The sequence below is a fragment of the Streptomyces indicus genome, from assembly GCF_900100315.1.
Lineage (GTDB): Bacteria > Actinomycetota > Actinomycetes > Streptomycetales > Streptomycetaceae > Streptomyces > Streptomyces indicus.
The window spans coordinates 368661-384574 of the sequence record NZ_FNFF01000003.1 but is presented as its reverse complement, the minus strand read 5'-3'; the positions used below and the strand labels follow the sequence as shown (position 1 = coordinate 384574).

Here is a 15914-nt window from a genome sequence, read left to right as displayed (position 1 = left end):
CCCGGTCCGGTCGGGTTCCGGTTGGGAGGCCGGGGTGCAGCGGGCGCCCATGGGCCGGAAGCGCTCACCGACCGGGGGCCGGGAGGCCGCCACCGACCAGGGGCCGGGAGGCCGCCACCGCCCGGCCACGACCTGGAGTCCGGGGAGTCCGGGAGCCGCTCACCGATCGGAGTCCCGCAGGCCGCCACCGCCCGGAGTTCAGCGGCTGGCCGCTGGGGCGCAGTGCGGGAGTCGACCGCCTCCAGCTGCCCCCGGGCCGGAGCACAACAGTCGGTTGCCCGATGGACGCACGACACACGTGGATGTCGCCTGACCGGCGTCACGCCTATCGGCCAGCCGACGACCCGACTCCGCACGGTAGTCGCCTCGCCGCGAGCAGTTGCCGCGAGTAGTCGCCGCGAACGGTTGCCGCCCTGGCGGACGGGTCCGGGTGCGGCCGTGCACTCCCGGACCCGGTCACCTCGGCCGGGCGCCTCAGACGGCAGCAGGCACCTGTCCCTTCAGGAGGCGCTCCAAGCGGGTCGTGCGCGGCTTGGACGGGATCTCTGCCACCGCGCGGGCCAAGGCGCCCTCGACGCCGTGGACCACGGACAGATGGCGCTCGGCGCGGCTGAACGCCGAGTACACCCAGGCGCGCGTCAGTGTCGCGGCCGCGTCTCCCGGGAGCACCGCGACCACCGCGGGCCAGCGATGGCCCAGCGCCTGGTGTGCGGTCAGGGCCCAGCCGTGCCGGACGCGCTCCTCCACCTGCTCCTTGGGCACCACCACCGACGCGCCCTCGACGTCCAGGCGCAGCCCCGCCGCCTCCGCGCCCGTGACGAGCCCCGTCACCGTACGGCCCGGGGCCGGGGTGTAGGAGACCCGGTCACCCGGGTCGAAGCCGCCGAACCGGCCCGGGCCCGGGTTCAGCCGCTCCTTGAGCGCGGCGTTCAGCGCGCGGGTGCCCGCGGGCCCGCCGTGCGCCACCGTGATCACCTGGGTCTGCTCGGCCGGTACGGAGCACGCCCGCGGGATGGAGTCGGCGACCAGCTGCACGGTGCGGTGCACCGCCTCGCCCGGATCGCGGGCGGGGACGATGACCACCTCCTTGCCGGGGGCCTCGACCTGGTTCAGCTCGCCGATGGTGATGCCGGAGACCAGCTCGCCGATCGGCCCAGGATCCGGGGTGCGCGAGGTGACTTGCGGGCACACCCGCGCCGCGAGCAGGTCGGCGAACACCCGGCCCGCGCCCGCCGACCACAGCACCGCCGGGTCGCCGCTCAGCACGAGGCGGGCGCCGTCGGCCAGGGACTCCACGAGCATGGCCGCCGTCTCGACGTCCAGCTGCGGTGCGTCGAGGACCACCAACAGGTCCAGTTGCAGGGCGCCTTCGGCGTCCCGCCCCGGCCCCTCGTTGTCGGACAGCAGACCCGCGACCGTGACGACCTCGGCGAGTCCGTGCGCCTGCGCGAGCCGGCGCCGGCCGTCCGGGGTGTGCGTCGCGGCGCAGACCCGGAGGCCCAGCTCGCGTGCCGCGCCGAGCAGCGCCGCCGTCTCGGCACGCGCCGCCTCGCCGCCCGTGTGCAGCACCAGGCCGTGGGCGGCGCTCGCGCGGATCAGCTCGGCGGCCGAGCCGCGCACGGAACCCGCCGCCTCCGCCCAGCCGGCGAGGTCCGAACCGGCTTCCTTCTCCAGCCCGTTGACCACCCGCGCCAGACCGTCGGCCAGGCTCTCCTCCGCGAGCGCGTACCGCTCCAGGCCGAACAGCACCCGCACCGGACGCTCGGCCGCCTCCTCGTCCTCGTCACCGGCCGCGTCCGCGTGCTCGGGCGTGCCTTCGTCCAAGGCGTCCTGGAACACGAGGACTTCGCCCTCCGCCACGGCCGACTCCACCGCGGCGTCCGGGTCGGGCACCCCGCGCTGCGCCAGCGCCTGCTTGAGCGGGCCGGCGTCCAGCGCGGTGTGCCCCGCGACCGCCGCCTGCTCCAGGAGCCAGCCGGTCAGGGCCCTGCCCCGGCGCTCGTCCTCGGGACCGCAGGCCTCGCCGAGCAGTGCCCGCGCGAAACCGTCGGCATGGTCCGGCCGCACCCCGCTCACGCGCAGCAACTGCCAAGGATCCTCGCGCAGTTGCTGATCCGCTCCCTCGCCGAGCACCGCGATGGCGCGCTCGGCCAGTGCCTCGGGCGCCCCGCCCCGGGCCAGCACCGTCCGTACCGCCGAGACCGCCTCGGCCGGGGGAGCGCTCACCACCCGCGTGGGCGCGACGGGCGCGGGCGCGGCGGGCCGCGGCTGCTCGGGCGCCGCAGGGCGACGCGGCGCGGGCGGCTCGGCCACGACACGGGTCACCGGCTTCTCGCCGCTCTCCACCGCCCGTACGGCGGCCAGCAGATCGGCGGCCGTGCCGCTCAGCTTGCCGCCCGCCGCGATCGGCCCGCCCTTCTCGGCCTTGCGCTTCTCGATCCGCTCGCGGAGCTCGCGCTGGGCCGCGAGCTCCGCCTCGGCCTCGGACAACTCGCCCGGCTGCCCGGCCTTCTCCCCGCCGTCCGCCGCCTGCGCGCCGTCGCCGCCCGATGCCGCACCGGCCCCGTCCTCGCCACCGGCAGCTCCGGCCTCGTCCGCGGACGCCTCGGCGGCCGGCGCCTCCCCGGCGGACACGGTGGACTCGGCCGCCTCTGGGGACTCCGGCTCCGAGGCCACGTCGGCCCGCGGCTGCTCCGCGGCGGACTCCGTACTCACAACGTGCTCCAGTCCTGATCGGGATAGCGGTGCACGGGCGCCGACACATCGTCGAGCGCCTGGCAGATCTCGTCAGGAAGACTAAGGGTCTCCACTGACAAAGCCGCGGTGAGCTGCTGCGACGTGCGCGCCCCGATGATCGGCGCGGCCACTCCCGGCCGGTCGCGCACCCAGGCGAGCGCCACCTGGAGCGGCGTCGCGGCGAGGCCGTCGGCCGCGGTCGCCACCGCGTCCACGATCCGTGAGGCGGCGTCGTCCAGATACGGCGCGACGAACGGCGCCATGTGGTCCGAGGCGCCCCGCGAGTCGGCCGGGGTCGAGTGCCGGTACTTGCCGGTCAGCACCCCGCGGCCCAGCGGCGACGAGGGCAGCAGGCCCACGCCCAGGTCCAGGGCGGCCGGCAGCACCTCGCGCTCCACCCCGCGCTGGAGCAGCGAGTACTCCATCTGCGTACTGGCCAGACGCGTCCGCACGCCCGGCACCGCGAGTTGCCAGGTCGCCGCCTTCGCCAGCTGCCAGCCGCTGAAGTTGGAGACCCCCGCATAGCGGGCGCGCCCGCTCGCGACCGCGATGTCCAGTGCCTGGAGCGTCTCCTCAAGGGGCGTCTCCGGGTCGAAGGCGTGCACCTGCCACACGTCCACGTAATCCGTGCCGAGCCGCTGCAGCGAGGCGTCGAGGGCCGCGAGGAGATGGCCGCGCGAGCCGTCGAAGCGCCGGTCCGGGTCGGGCACGCTGCCGGCCTTGGTCGCGATCACCAGGTCCCGCCGCGGCACGAGCCCCTCGATCAGCCGCCCGAGCACATACTCGGCATCCCCGTCCCCGTACACGTCCGCGGTGTCGACGAGCGTGCCGCCCGCCTCCCAGAAGACTTTCAACAGGTCGGCGGCGTCATGCTCGTCGGTGTCCCGGCCCCACGTGAGGGTGCCGAGTCCTATCCGGGATACCCGCAGGCCGGTACGGCCGAGATGCCTCTGCTCCATGGGCGCTGAGATTACTGGCCACGCGCCGCCTCGTGGGGGCCTGTGGATAACCCGCGCACCAGCCGTCGCACCGCCGGTCGCACGCCCCGGAGCACCGCGCCCCTGCCGCAATCCGCCCCCACCCGCTAGGCTCCAGGCAACTCAGACGTTACTGATCAGTAAGGGGTGCGGCCGATGCGACTCGGGATCAACCTGGGCTACTGGGGCGCCGGAATGGACGCGGACAACCTGGCCGTCGCCAGGGAGGCCGACAAGCTCGGTTACTCGGTCTGCTGGGCCGCCGAGGCATACGGCTCGGACGCGGCGACCGTCCTGTCCTGGGTGGCGGCGCAGACGGAGCGGATCGACGTCGGCTCCGCCATCTTCCAGATCCCGGCCCGCCAGCCCGCGATGACCGCGATGACGGCCGCGACCCTCGACTCCCTGTCGGGCGGCCGCTTCCGCCTCGGCCTCGGCGTCTCGGGCCCGCAGGTCTCCGAGGGCTGGTACGGCGTCAAGTTCGACAAGCCCCTGGCCCGTACCCGCGAATACGTGGAGATCGTCCGCAAGGCCATGAGCCGCGAGCGCCTGTCGTACGAGGGCGAGCACTGGACACTGCCGCTGCCCGGCGGCCCGGGCAAGCCCATCAAGCTGACCGTGCACCCCGCGCGCGAGCACATCCCGGTCTACATCGCGGCGATCGGCCCCAAGAACCTGGAGCAGACCGGCGAGATCGCCGAGGGCGCCCTGCTGATCTTCCCGTCCGCCGAGCACCTCGAGGACACCGCGCTCCGGTACCTCCGCGCGGGCCGCGAAAAGGCGGGCCTGACGATGGACGGCTTCGACGTCTGCCCGACTCTGCCGCTCGCCCTCGGCGACGACGGCGACATCAGCGCGCTCGCGGACACCTTCCGCCCGTACACCGCCCTCTACGTGGGCGGCATGGGCAGCCGCAAGCAGAACTTCTACAACCAGCTCGCCCAGCGCATGGGCTACGAGAAGGAAGCCGCCGAGATCCAGGACAAGTACCTGTCCGGCGACAAGGACGGCGCCGCGGCCGCCGTACCGCAGCAGCTGATCGACTCGACGGCGCTGCTCGGCTCCGTGGACCGGATCGCCGACCGGATGCAGGCCTACGCCGCGGCCGGCGTGACGACCCTGACGCTGGCTCCCGCGGGCTTCACGCTCGACGAGCGGCTCGCGGCCCTGCGGGCCGGTGTGGAAGCGGTGGAGCGCGCCGGACTGGCGTAACGCACGGGGAGAAGTTTCTGCGGCCGTGGTGGGGGCTCGGGGGTCTTCCCCGCCACGGCCGTCACGTACAACAACGCGCCGGGGACAAGAGGGTTACGGCTGTCCACCGCCGGCCCCGGGCAAACCGCAAGGGAGCCCGAATACGTCTTTCGGCGCAGTTGTCCGACACAACTGTTGCCTGGCACCTCGCACCGCATTTGACTCGTTCTTTGCGGGCGGCGCTTCGTCGTGGACTGCGCTGTGCGGAACCCTGCAGAACGCTGCATGGAGAGGTGGCATCGATGCTTTCGGCCAAGAGTCTGTTCACGGAGATCCTCGACAACGACGAGTCCTTCCGCCTGTTCTGCTCCATCGCGGCGAGCGGTGAGTCCCAGGGCGGCTGGGAGAACGCGCGGATCGCGGCGCTCGTCCCCGAGAGCCAGCGCGCCCTCGCCCCCAAGATCACCCGGCACGGCGCGGACGAGGACAAGCACGGGCGGATCTTCAACGCCCTCCTGAAGAAGCGCGGGCTCGAACCCTGCGAGATCCCGCACGAGACCGACTACACGATGCTGCTCGAGAAGCACGGCATCGGCCTCGCGCACGAGCAGCTCAAGGGCGACAAGCCGCTCAGCGAGCAGGACATCATCACGTATCTCGCGCACAGCAGGGTCACCGAACAGCGCGCCTCCGAGCAGATGGTGATGCTGCGGAAGTACTTCGGCGACCACCCCGACCTCGGCCGCGCCGTCAAGATGATCTCCAACGACGAGGACAACCATCTCGCGTACTGCCACGAGGAGTTGCTGCGCTTCGCCTACGCCGGGCACGGGCGCGACATCCAGCGGATCCTGCACGAGTGCGCGCACGCGGAGATCCGCATCTACCGCGACGTGAGCCTCGCCGTGATGGACCACATGGGCCGGATCCTCGGCTGGCCGAAGGCCAAGGCGAAGACGCTGGCCGCGGGCATCCATGCGGTGTACGCGTACGAGCGGGCCGGCGGCTGGCGCCGGATGGTGTCCCTGAAGATGCCCGAGCGGCGCGACGCACTCGGCGGGCCCGCGACCTCGGCCCCCGGATTCGCCTGAGCGCGGCTCGCGAGGACTTCGCCCGAGCCGCCGCGCAGGCGCCTGAGTCGGTCAGCCGCGGCGCCACCGGCGGCGCCGGCGCCGGCTGAAGAACCAGCCGGCCGGCGGCTCGTCCGCCCGCCACGGCTCGGGCTCGGGGGCGTGCTTGCGCCAGCGGGCCGCCAGCATCCGGCTCCGGGCGGAGCCCTCGGTGACGGAGGCCGACCGGACGAAGCTCTCGTCGAGTACGGGTGCGTCCCAGTCGTCGGCCGTTCCGTCGTCGTCACGGTGCGTGCTGTCGTTCATCGCGCCTCCTGTGCGCACCTCCTGTGTGGGAGGAGAACGAACGGAATCACGGCAGATGTTCCCGATTGTCCCGTCGCGGCAGGAAGCCGGTCCGCACGGTCAAGGACCGGATTCGCTCACAGCCAGCCGCGCCGCTTGAACAGGCGGTACAGGCCGTACACCGCGCCGCCCATCACGAGCAGCGCGCCCGGATAGCCCCACCACTGGTGCAGCTCGGGCATGTGGTCGAAGTTCATGCCGTAGACCCCCGCCACCATCGTGGGCACCGCGGCCATCGCGGCCCAGGCGGAGATCTTGCGCATGTCGTCGTTCTGCCGCACGCCCGTCTGCGCGAGGTGGGCCGCGAGGATGTCCGAGCAGAGGCGGTCGAGGGACTCCACGGACTCGTTGGCCCGCGTCAGATGGTCGTTCACATCGCGGAAGAACAGCTGTGAGTGCTCGTGCACGAACGGCACGCCGGCGCCGGAAAGCCGCATCATCGGAGTCGCCAACGGCACGGTGGCGCGCCGGAATTCGAGGATCTGCCGCTTGAAGTTGTAGATCCGCGCGGCCAGCGTCCTGGTGTCGGTGGCATCCGGCGCGAACACCTCCTCCTCCAGCGTCTCCAGGTCCAGATGGAGTTCGCCCGCCACGTCCATGTAGTGGTCCACGACGGCGTCGCTCACCGCGTACAGGACGGCGGTCGGCCCGTGCTTGAGGACATCCGGCTGGTCCTCCAGGCGCTTGCGCACCGAGCCGAGGGGCGCGCTCTCGCCGTGCCGCACCGTCACCACGAACGAGTCGCCGACGAAGAGCATCAGCTCCTCGGAGCTCACCTCGTCGTGCGCCATGTCGTACGCGATCGGCTTCAGCACCACGAACAGTGAATCGTCGTACACCTCCAGCTTGGGCCGCTGGTGCGCCTTGAGCGCGTCCTCCACCGCCAGCGGGTGCAGCCCGAACTCCGAGGTGACGCGGTCGAACTCCGCCTCGGTGGGCTCGTGCAGGCCCAGCCACAGGAACGCGTCACCGGCCGCCCGCGCCTCGTCCAGGGCGTCGGAGAAGTCCTCCGGCCCCTTGGTGCGGCGGCCTTCGCGATAGATGGCGCAGTCCACGATCACGCTGGGCATCTTTCCGCGATACGGCGGAGCATGCACGCTGTGCGCCGGGAGCGTGCACCGGGTGCGGCACCGGGCTGCCCGCCGCGGACGCCTACCCTGGCCGCATGCCCACCTTGATTCTCGTCCGCCACGGCCGGTCCACCGCCAACACCGACGGGGTGCTCGCCGGCCGGCTGCCCGGGGTCGCGCTCGACGAACGCGGGCAGGCGCAGGCCGCCGCCCTGCCCGGCCGGCTCGCCGGGGTGCCGCTCGCGCTGGCGGTCAGCAGCCCGCTCCAGCGCTGCCAGGAGACGCTGAAGCCGCTGCTCGCCGCGCGCGAGGGGCTCGCGCTGCACGAGGACGAGCGGATCACGGAGTGCGACTACGGGGACTGGTCCGGGCGCAAGCTCGCCGAACTCGCCGGTGAGCCGCTGATGGAGGTCGTGCAGCAGCACCCGACCGCCGCCGCCTTCCCCGGCGGCGAGTCCATGCGCGAGATGCAGCACCGGGCCGCCGAGGCCGTACGGGAGTGGAACGCACGGGTGGAGGAGGAGCACGGCCCGCACGCCGCGTATGTGATGTGCTCCCACGGCGACATCATCAAGTCCCTTGTGGCGGACGCCCTCGGACTCCATCTGGACCTGTTCCAGCGCCTGTCCGTGGAACCCTGCTCGGTGACGGCCATCCGCTACACGCGGCTGCGCCCCTTCCTCGTACGCCTGGGCGACACCGGGGACTTGGGCTCCCTCGCGCCGCCCGCCGCGCCTTCCGCACCCGGCCGGGGGGACGCCACAGTGGGAGGTGATGCGGGCGCACCGTGATCGTCGCCCGCAGTAGGGTGGCATCCGCGTACACACATCCGTTTCCGTTCCAGGAAGAGGCAGTCGCTGTGACCCGTCAGGTGTTCCTGTACGACCCCCCGGAGCGCTTCGTGGCCGGCACGGTGGGTCTGCCCGGGCGCCGTACGTTCTTCCTCCAGGCCTCGGCCGGCGGGCGGGTCACGAGTGTGGCGCTGGAGAAGACCCAGGTGGCGGCGTTGGCCGAGCGCATGGACGAGCTGCTCGACGAGGTCGTGCGGCGCAGCGGCGGCGCGGCCCCCGTACCTGCGGTCGCCCCCTCGGAGAACGCCGACACCGCACCGCTCGACGCCCCCGTCGAGGAGGAGTTCCGGGTCGGCACCATGGCGCTGGCGTGGGACGGCGAGTCCCAGCAGATGGTCGTCGAGGCGCAGGCCCTGGTCGAGCTGGACGCCGAGGACGAGGACGATCTGGCGGCCGCCGAGGAGCGGCTGCTCCAGGACGAGGAGAACGGGCCGCCGATGCTGCGGGTCCGGCTCAGCGGCGCGCAGGCCCGGGCCTTCGCCAAGCGCGCCCTGGACGTGGTGAACGCGGGCCGCCCGCCGTGCCCGCTGTGCAGTCTGCCGCTCGACCCGGAGGGACATGTATGTCCGCGCCAGAACGGATACCGCCGCGGGGCGTGAGCGCCCCCGAGTCCCCGGCCGCGCTCGGCCGGGGCGCGTCCCCGCAGCTGCTCACGCTCCTCACCGAGGGCGAGCTGACGGTGCGCGGGCAGATCCGCGAGGCCTCCAACGCCGTCCTGCTCTGCGATGTCGCGTACGAGGACGCCTCGGCCGTGTGCGTGTACAAGCCGGTCGCCGGTGAGCGGCCGCTGTGGGACTTCCCCGACGGCACGCTCGCCGAGCGCGAGGTCGCCGCGTACGCGGTGTCCGAGGCGACCGGCTGGGGCCTCGTACCGCCGACGGTGCTGCGCGAGGGCCCGTACGGGACGGGCATGTGCCAGCTGTGGATCGACGCACCGGAGGAGCCCGGGCCCGAGCTGCTTGCGCTGGTGGACGCCGAGGAGCCGGGGGAGGGGTGGAAGGCGGTGGCGTTCGCCGAGGTCGGCGAGGGACGCCAGGCGCTGCTCGTGCACGCCGACGACGAGCGGCTGCGCCGGCTCGCCGTCCTCGACGCGGTGATCAACAACGCGGACCGCAAGGGCGGGCATCTCCTCGCCGGCGCCGAGGGGCGGCTCTACGGGATCGACCACGGTGTCACGTTCAACGCCGAGAACAAGCTGCGGACCCTGCTGTGGGGCTGGGCCGGCGAGCCGCTGCCCGCGGAGGCCGTGACCGTCCTGACCGCGCTGGCCTCGGAGCTCGCGCCCGGCGGTGCGCTGGCCGGGCGCCTGGCCGCGCTCCTGACCCCGGCCGAGGTGGAGGCCACCCTGGCCCGGGTCCGCGGGCTGCTGCGCTCGGGGGTGCACCCGGTGCCCTCGGGGGACTGGCCGGCCATCCCCTGGCCGCCGGTGTAGCGCAGCTCGCGGACGCCTGTACGACGGGGCGTCCCTCCGCGGCCGCCAGTGGAGCGGATTCCGGCCCTTCCGCGGGAGGAAGACCCTTTCCGGCGGCCCGGAACGCGGAGGGATCCGGACAAGATCGGAAACCCGGGTCGTAACCAGAACACCCATCCGGTTAGGCTCGACCCATGCATGCCTGGCCCGCTTCCGAGGTCCCCGCCCTGCCCGGCAAGGGCCGCGACCTCAGGATCCACGACACCGCGACCGGTGGGCTCGTCACCCTCGACCCCGGTCCCGTCGCCCGTCTCTACGTCTGCGGGATCACCCCGTACGACGCGACCCACATGGGTCACGCGGCGACCTACAACGCGTTCGACCTCGTGCAGCGCGTGTGGCTCGACACGAAGCGGCAGGTCGTCTACGTGCAGAACGTGACGGATGTCGACGACCCGCTCCTCGAGCGCGCGATCCGCGACGGTGAGGACTGGGTCGGGCTCGCCGAGCGCGAGACGGCGCTCTTCCGCGAGGACATGACCGCGCTGCGGATGCTTCCGCCGCAGCACTACATCGGCGCCGTCGAGGCCATACCCGGCATCGTGCCGCTCGTCGAGCGGCTCCGGGACATGGGCGCCGCCTACGAGCTCGAAGGCGACATCTACTTCTCCGTCGAGTCCGACGACAACTTCGGCAAGGTCTCGAACCTCGACGCCGCCGCCATGAAGCTGCTCTCCGCCGAGCGCGGGGGCGACCCCGAGCGCCCCGGCAAGAAGAACCCGCTGGACCCGATGCTGTGGATGGCCGCCCGCGAGGGCGAGCCCAGCTGGGACGGCGGCACGCTCGGGCGCGGCCGCCCGGGCTGGCACATCGAGTGCGTGGCCATCGCGCTCGACCACCTCGGCATGGGCTTCGACGTCCAGGGCGGCGGCTCCGACCTGGCCTTCCCGCACCACGAGATGGGCGCCTCGCACGCCCAGGTGCTCACCGGCGAGTTCCCGATGGCCAAGGCGTACGTGCACGCCGGCATGGTGGGGCTCGACGGCGAGAAGATGTCCAAGTCCAAGGGCAACCTGGTCTTCGTCAGCAAGCTCCGCCGCGACGGCGTGGACCCCGCCGCCATACGGCTCGCCCTCCTGTCGCACCACTACCGGGCCGACTGGGAGTGGACCGACCAGGTGCTCGCCGACGCCGTGGCCCGCCTCGGCCGCTGGCGCGCCGCCGTCTCGCGTCCCGACGGACCGGCCGCCGAGGCCCTCGTCGAGGAGATCCGCGAGGCGCTGGCGAACGATCTCGACGCACCGGCCGCGCTCGCCGCCGTGGACCGCTGGGCCGAGCTCCAGGGCTCGACGGGCGGTACGGACGAGGGCGCACCCGGGCTCGTGTCGCGCGCCGTGGATGCGCTGCTCGGCGTGGCGCTGTGACCTCGCGGTAAGAGGAGCGCCGCACGAGAAGTGCAGTGATGAGAAGCGCCGGACCGGCACACTGCGGTCCGGCGCTTCTTCGTGCTTCTTCCGCTTCTTCGTGCTTGCTCGTGCTTCGTCGTTCTCACGAACCGGAATCCCGTGCGGCAATTCGGGCAAACCCTGCGACGGCGATCGTCATGTGATGGGGTATGAGCGACTGTTGACCCTTTCTGGCGAGATCACCACGAGAGGTTGAGCCATGGCTTCGAGCAACAGACCTGACCGCCCGTTAGCACGCCGCAGCCTCCTGGGGGCGGGTGCGGCCCTGGGCGGCGCGGCCGTCATCGGGTCACTCGGCCCGGCGGCGCAGGCGGCCGGGACCGGTGAACGGCCGTCCTGGCCACGGCAGTTCCCGCTGCCGAACGGCTGGCGGCCCGAGGGCGTCACCATCGGCCGCACCCCGCACGCGTACTTCGGTTCCATCGCCCACGGCAGCGTCTACCGCGTGGACCTGGCCACCGGACGCGGCCGTACCGTCGTCCAGGGGCAGGGCGCCGACCATCCCGTCATCGGCCTGAAGATCCTCGGCAGCGGCGATCTGCTGCTGTGCGGCGGCGGCAGCAGCGAGCTGCGGATCGCCGATCCGCGCACCGGCGAGCAGCGCACGCTCGCCACCGTCGACGGTGTGTTCGTGAACGACGTCATCCCCACGCCGGGCGCGGCCTGGTTCACCGACTCCTACGAGCCGCAGCTCTACCGCCTCGCCCTCGACCGCCACCAGCGGCCCGGCGGCGTGACGACCGTGCCGCTCACGGGCGACTGGGTGCAGGGCCCGGAGTTCACGGCCAACGGCATCGAGCGCACCCCCGACGGCACGGCGCTGCTCGTTGTCAACTCCTATGCGGACGGCGGCACTTTGATGCGGGTCGACCCCGCGTCGGGCCGCGCGAAGGCCGTGGACCTCGGCGGTGCGAAGATCCCCAACGGCGACGGGCTGCTGCTGCTCGGCCGCACGCTCTACTGCGTGCAGCAACAGCAGAACGCCATCGACGTGTTCGCTCTCAACAAGGCGGGCACCAAGGGCCGTTCGATCGCCCGGATCACCGATCCCGCCCGCTTCCGCATCCCGACGACCGCGGCCGCCTGGGGCCGCCGGCTCTATCTGCCCAACGCCCGCTTCGACGTGCCGGATCCGGGGCCCGACACGACGTACGACGCCGTGGCCGTCGACCAGGTCTGAGCCCAGAGCGGCCCCACTGCCCATACGAAAGGGGCGCCCCGGCATCTGCGGGGGCGCCTCTCCTCGTACACCTGTGGCTCACTCCTGCGAGCCGTCCTCGCCGCTCTCGCGGTCGGCGTCTGCCTCGGCCTCCGGCTCCGGCGCGGAGTCCTCCGACCTCTCGACGTTTCGCGCGTCACCGCTCGGCGGCGGATACGGCGGCTTCGTACGGTCGTGCGGAGCGTCCCGCAGGAACGGGCCCTCGGCCTCCGTCGCATGCCCGGGCCCACCGTCGCGCCGGCGCAGATAGCGCTCGAATTCGCGCGCGATCGCCTCGCCCGACGCCTCGGGCAGCTCGGCGGTGTCCCGCGCCTCCTCCAACGTCTGGACGTACTCGGCGACTTCGCTGTCCTCCGCGGCCAGCTGGTCCACACCGAGCTGCCAGGCGCGGGCGTCCTCCGGCAGCTCGCCGAGCGGGATCCTGAGGTCGATCAGGTCCTCGAGGCGGTTCAGGAGCGCCATGGTCGCCTTGGGGTTCGGCGGCTGCGAGACGTAGTGCGGCACCGCGGCCCACAGGGAGACCGCGGGCACGCCCGCGTGCGTGCAGGCCTCCTGGAGCACTCCGACGATTCCGGTGGGGCCCTCGTAGCGGGTCTCCTCCAGGTTCATGGAGCGGGCCAGGTCCGGGTCCGAGGTCACGCCGCTGACGGGGACGGGCCGCGTGTGCGGGGTGTCGCCGAGCAACGCGCCCAGGATCACCACGAGTTCGACCCCCAGCTCATGGGCGAAGCCGAGCAGCTCGTTGCAGAACGAGCGCCAGCGCATCGACGGCTCGATCCCGCGGACGAGCACCAGGTCGCGCGGCTTGGCGCCGCCGACGCGGACCACCGAGAGCCGGGTCGTCGGCCAGGTGATCTTCCGGGTGCCGCCCTCCATGAACACGGTCGGCCGGTTGACCTGGAAGTCGTAGTAGTCCTCGGCGTCCAGGGCGGCGAAGACCTCGCCCTTCCACTCCCGGTCCAGATGCGCGACCGCGGTGGAGGCGGCGTCACCGGCGTCGTTCCAGCCCTCGAACGCGGCCACCATGACCGGGTCGACCAGCTCGGGAACCCCTTCGAGCTCGATCACCCAGCGCCTCCTTCCGACGTTGCACTGTGCACGCCCCAACCTTACGGCCATCCCCGGGGCCTTCCGCAGCCCCCTTGCACGGGGCAGGAAGCCCCGCTGCACCGGGTCGGCGGTCCCCTGCGCGGGGCCGGTGCCGTGTGGTCAAGGTGAGGGGAGTTTGTCTTGGGGACTTCACCCCCAAACCCTCGGTTCCGAATTCATCCGAGCTTGTGGGCTCCAAGGGGTGTCAGAACACGGTCGGAACTCTGGACGCCCCCAGTCGCCGGAGCTATACATCGGACGTTACATCGGATGTCCGAGAAAGATCCGATCTCATCGGCCGGGTCACGGGGGGCGTGGGGCGTACATGGCAGAGACCGTCACCAGCCTCGACGTGCAGGACCTCCGCTTCCCCACCTCGGAGCAGCTCGACGGGTCCGACGCCATGCACCCCGACCCCGACTACTCGGCCGCGTATGTCGTGCTGCGCACGGACGGCGGGGCCGAAGGGCACGGCTTCTGCTTCACCCTCGGCCGCGGCAACGAGGTCGCCGCTGCCGCCATCGCGGCCCTGCGCCCGTATGTCATCGGCCGTCCGGCCCCGCGCGGGGCCGCGGACCTGGCCGCACTCCACCGCGCGCTCACGCACGACTCCCAACTGCGCTGGCTCGGCCCGGAGAAGGGCGTCATGCATATGGCGGCCGGCGCGGTGGTGAACGCGGCCTGGGACCTCGCCGCCGTCCGGGCGGGCCTGCCCGTCTGGGAGTTCCTCGCCGCGCTGAGCCCCGAGGAGCTCGTCTCACTCGTGGACTTCCGGTACCTGACCGACGCGCTCACCCCGCAGGAGGCGCTCGCCCTGCTGCGCGCCGCCGAACCCGGCCGTGCGGCGCGGGCCCGTGCGCTCAAGGCCACCGGCTACCCCGCGTACACCACCTCGCCCGGCTGGCTCGGCTACGACGACGCCAAGCTCGTCCGCCTCGCGCAGGAAGCGGTGACCGGAGGCTTCGAGCAGATCAAGCTGAAGATCGGCGAGGACCTCGGCGACGATCTGCGGCGGATGCGGCTGGCCCGCGAGGCGGTCGGCCCCGGGGTGCGCATCGCCCTCGACGCCAACCAACGCTGGGACGTGGGCGACGCGCTGCGCCGGCTGGCGGCGCTCGCCCCGTACGACCCGTACTGGATCGAGGAGCCGACCAGCCCGGACGACATCCTCGGGCACGCCGCCGTGCGCGCCGGGCAGCCGGTCAAGGTCGCCACCGGCGAACACGTCGCCAACCGCGTCGTGTTCAAGCAGCTCCTCCAGGCCGGCGCCGTGGACTTCGTCCAGATCGACGCGGCCCGGGTCGCGGGCGTCAACGAGAACCTCGCCGTCCTGCTGCTCGCCGCCAAGTTCGGGGTGCCGGTCTGCCCGCACGCCGGCGGGGTCGGACTGTGCGAACTCGTCCAGCATCTCGCCATGTTCGACTACGTGGCGGTCTCCGGCTCCCTTGAGGGCCGGGTCATCGAGTACGTGGACCACCTGCACGAGCACTTCACGCACCCCGCGGTCGTCGAGTCGGGCCGCTACAAGGCACCCACCGCACCGGGATTCTCCGCCCGGATGCACCCCGAGTCGATCGCGGCCCACCGCTATCCCGACGGGCCGGTCTGGCGGTCCCGTCTGAGGGGGAGGAGCTGATCGGCGGCCTCAGCCGTCGAGCCCCCTCGGGTGCTCAGAGCGTGGTGCGCAGCCACTGCTCCACGCTCGCCACATGGACGGTCGCCCAGGACCTGGCGGCCTCCGCGTCGCGGTCGCGCAGCGCACCGAGGATCATGCGGTGTTCGTGCAGGGTGCGGCCGACCGCGTCCTCCTGGGTCAGGCCGCGCCAGACCCGCGCCCGTGTCGTCGGCCCGGAGAGCCCGTCGAGCAGCGAGCAGAGCACCGCGTTGCCGGAGGCCTGCACGATGCTGCGGTGGAACTCCAGGTCGCACGCCACCAGTTCCTCCACGGAGGGTTCCGGGCCGAGCGCGTCCAACTGGTCTTCGAGCGCCTTCAGTTCGGCGTCGTCGATGAGGGCGCTGGCCATCGCCGTGGCGGCCGGCTCCAGGATCCGGCGTACCGCCAGGAACTCCAGGACGGTGTCGTCCCGGTGGAAGTCCACGACGAAGCCGAGCGCTTCGAGCAGCAGCTGCGGATCGAGGCTGGTCACATAGGTGCCGTCGCCCTGGCGCACGTCGAGGATGCGGATCAGCGAGAGGGCCCGTACGGCCTCGCGCAGCGAGTTGCGGGACAGGCCCAGCTCGGCGGCGAGCTCGCTCTCCTTGGGGAGCCGGTCACCGGGCCGCAGCGCGCCGGAGACGATCATTTCTTTGATCTTCTCGATGGCCTCGTCCGTGACCGCCATGGCGACCTCCCCATACCTCCGATGTATTCGGCCCATTATGCGGCCGTACGACGGCGTGGGAAGGTGTTTCCGCAGATCAAGCGCTTGCTGTGACAGTGGGTCACCAATAGTGGCGCTCCGTGCAGGGCCTCGGCGGCCGGACACAGG

Annotated in this window: 14 protein-coding genes; 8 read left to right on the top strand and 6 right to left on the bottom strand. The window is 72.5% G+C overall.

From position 1 onward, the window contains the following. Positions 1-474: 474 nt before the first annotated feature. Positions 475-2715 carry an ATP-dependent DNA helicase gene (locus BLT97_RS11245; RefSeq protein ID WP_425442678.1) on the bottom strand — a complete coding sequence of 747 codons (2241 nt, stop codon included), beginning with the start codon at positions 2713-2715 and terminating at the stop codon, positions 475-477. Next, positions 2712-3695: an aldo/keto reductase gene (locus tag BLT97_RS11240; protein WP_093608740.1), complete on the bottom strand. Its 984-nt coding sequence runs from the start codon at positions 3693-3695 to the stop codon at positions 2712-2714. The genes BLT97_RS11245 and BLT97_RS11240 overlap by 4 nt, the downstream gene beginning before the upstream one ends. A gap of 174 nt (positions 3696-3869) precedes the next feature. Here BLT97_RS11240 and BLT97_RS11235 point away from each other — a divergent pair, with 174 nt between their 5' ends. Together BLT97_RS11235 and BLT97_RS11230 are read left to right on the top strand one after the other, a co-directional pair. After that, complete coding sequence (locus tag BLT97_RS11235; RefSeq protein ID WP_093608738.1) at positions 3870-4925, top strand: LLM class F420-dependent oxidoreductase; 1056 nt, start codon at positions 3870-3872, stop codon at positions 4923-4925. Between the two features lie 281 nt (positions 4926-5206). Next, complete coding sequence (locus BLT97_RS11230; RefSeq protein WP_093608736.1) at positions 5207-5995, top strand: hypothetical protein; 789 nt, start codon at positions 5207-5209, stop codon at positions 5993-5995. Positions 5996-6046: 51 nt separating this feature from the next. Here the strand turns inward: BLT97_RS11230 and BLT97_RS11225 are convergent, their stop codons facing one another. Together BLT97_RS11225 and corA are read right to left on the bottom strand one after the other, a co-directional pair. Continuing rightward, positions 6047-6280: an SGM_3592 family protein gene (locus tag BLT97_RS11225; protein ID WP_093608734.1), complete on the bottom strand. Its 234-nt coding sequence runs from the start codon at positions 6278-6280 to the stop codon at positions 6047-6049. 116 nt (positions 6281-6396) lie between these two features. Further along, entirely contained in the window at positions 6397-7389 is a 993-nt protein-coding gene (gene corA / locus BLT97_RS11220) for a magnesium/cobalt transporter CorA (protein ID WP_093608732.1), read from the bottom strand. A 95-nt stretch (positions 7390-7484) separates the two neighbouring features. On the opposite strand from corA, the gene BLT97_RS11215 reads away from it, so the two are divergent. From BLT97_RS11215 to BLT97_RS11195, 5 genes are all read left to right on the top strand, one after another. After that, entirely contained in the window at positions 7485-8180 is a 696-nt protein-coding gene (locus BLT97_RS11215) for a histidine phosphatase family protein (protein ID WP_093608730.1), read from the top strand. A 68-nt stretch (positions 8181-8248) separates the two neighbouring features. Next, positions 8249-8839 (top strand): DUF3090 domain-containing protein, encoded by a 591-nt coding sequence (locus BLT97_RS11210; protein WP_093608728.1) that lies wholly within the window; start codon positions 8249-8251, stop codon positions 8837-8839. After that, entirely contained in the window at positions 8803-9672 is an 870-nt protein-coding gene (locus BLT97_RS11205; protein WP_093608726.1) for an SCO1664 family protein, read from the top strand. The genes BLT97_RS11210 and BLT97_RS11205 overlap by 37 nt, the downstream gene beginning before the upstream one ends. Before the next feature lie 173 nt (positions 9673-9845). Next, positions 9846-11075 (top strand): cysteine--1-D-myo-inosityl 2-amino-2-deoxy-alpha-D-glucopyranoside ligase, encoded by a 1230-nt coding sequence (mshC, locus tag BLT97_RS11200; RefSeq protein WP_093608724.1) that lies wholly within the window; start codon positions 9846-9848, stop codon positions 11073-11075. Positions 11076-11316: 241 nt separating this feature from the next. Next, positions 11317-12297, top strand: a complete 981-nt coding sequence (locus BLT97_RS11195) for an SMP-30/gluconolactonase/LRE family protein (RefSeq protein ID WP_093608722.1) — start codon at positions 11317-11319, stop codon at positions 12295-12297. A gap of 78 nt (positions 12298-12375) precedes the next feature. Here BLT97_RS11195 and BLT97_RS11190 read toward each other — a convergent pair whose 3' ends face one another. After that, on the bottom strand, positions 12376-13404 hold the full coding sequence (locus tag BLT97_RS11190) for a PAC2 family protein (RefSeq protein ID WP_218137298.1): 1029 nt from the start codon (positions 13402-13404) through the stop codon (positions 12376-12378). Between the two features lie 346 nt (positions 13405-13750). On the opposite strand from BLT97_RS11190, the gene BLT97_RS11185 reads away from it, so the two are divergent. Then, positions 13751-15061: an enolase C-terminal domain-like protein gene (locus tag BLT97_RS11185; RefSeq protein WP_093608720.1), complete on the top strand. Its 1311-nt coding sequence runs from the start codon at positions 13751-13753 to the stop codon at positions 15059-15061. 34 nt (positions 15062-15095) lie between these two features. Here BLT97_RS11185 and BLT97_RS11180 read toward each other — a convergent pair whose 3' ends face one another. Continuing rightward, positions 15096-15767 carry a FadR/GntR family transcriptional regulator gene (locus BLT97_RS11180; protein WP_093608718.1) on the bottom strand — a complete coding sequence of 224 codons (672 nt, stop codon included), beginning with the start codon at positions 15765-15767 and terminating at the stop codon, positions 15096-15098. Positions 15768-15914: the final 147 nt, after the last annotated feature.

Coding starts and splice junctions, on each gene's coding strand:
- BLT97_RS11185 (WP_093608720.1), top strand. CDS start 13,751: ATGGCAGAGACCGTCACCAGCCTCGACGTGCAGGACCTCCGCTTCCCC.
- BLT97_RS11180 (WP_093608718.1), bottom strand. CDS start 15,767: ATGGCGGTCACGGACGAGGCCATCGAGAAGATCAAAGAAATGATCGTC.
- mshC (WP_093608724.1), top strand. CDS start 9,846: ATGCATGCCTGGCCCGCTTCCGAGGTCCCCGCCCTGCCCGGCAAGGGC.
- BLT97_RS11205 (WP_093608726.1), top strand. CDS start 8,803: ATGTCCGCGCCAGAACGGATACCGCCGCGGGGCGTGAGCGCCCCCGAG.
- BLT97_RS11225 (WP_093608734.1), bottom strand. CDS start 6,280: ATGAACGACAGCACGCACCGTGACGACGACGGAACGGCCGACGACTGG.
- BLT97_RS11230 (WP_093608736.1), top strand. CDS start 5,207: ATGCTTTCGGCCAAGAGTCTGTTCACGGAGATCCTCGACAACGACGAG.
- BLT97_RS11195 (WP_093608722.1), top strand. CDS start 11,317: ATGGCTTCGAGCAACAGACCTGACCGCCCGTTAGCACGCCGCAGCCTC.
- BLT97_RS11235 (WP_093608738.1), top strand. CDS start 3,870: ATGCGACTCGGGATCAACCTGGGCTACTGGGGCGCCGGAATGGACGCG.
- corA (WP_093608732.1), bottom strand. CDS start 7,389: ATGCCCAGCGTGATCGTGGACTGCGCCATCTATCGCGAAGGCCGCCGC.
- BLT97_RS11240 (WP_093608740.1), bottom strand. CDS start 3,695: ATGGAGCAGAGGCATCTCGGCCGTACCGGCCTGCGGGTATCCCGGATA.
- BLT97_RS11215 (WP_093608730.1), top strand. CDS start 7,485: ATGCCCACCTTGATTCTCGTCCGCCACGGCCGGTCCACCGCCAACACC.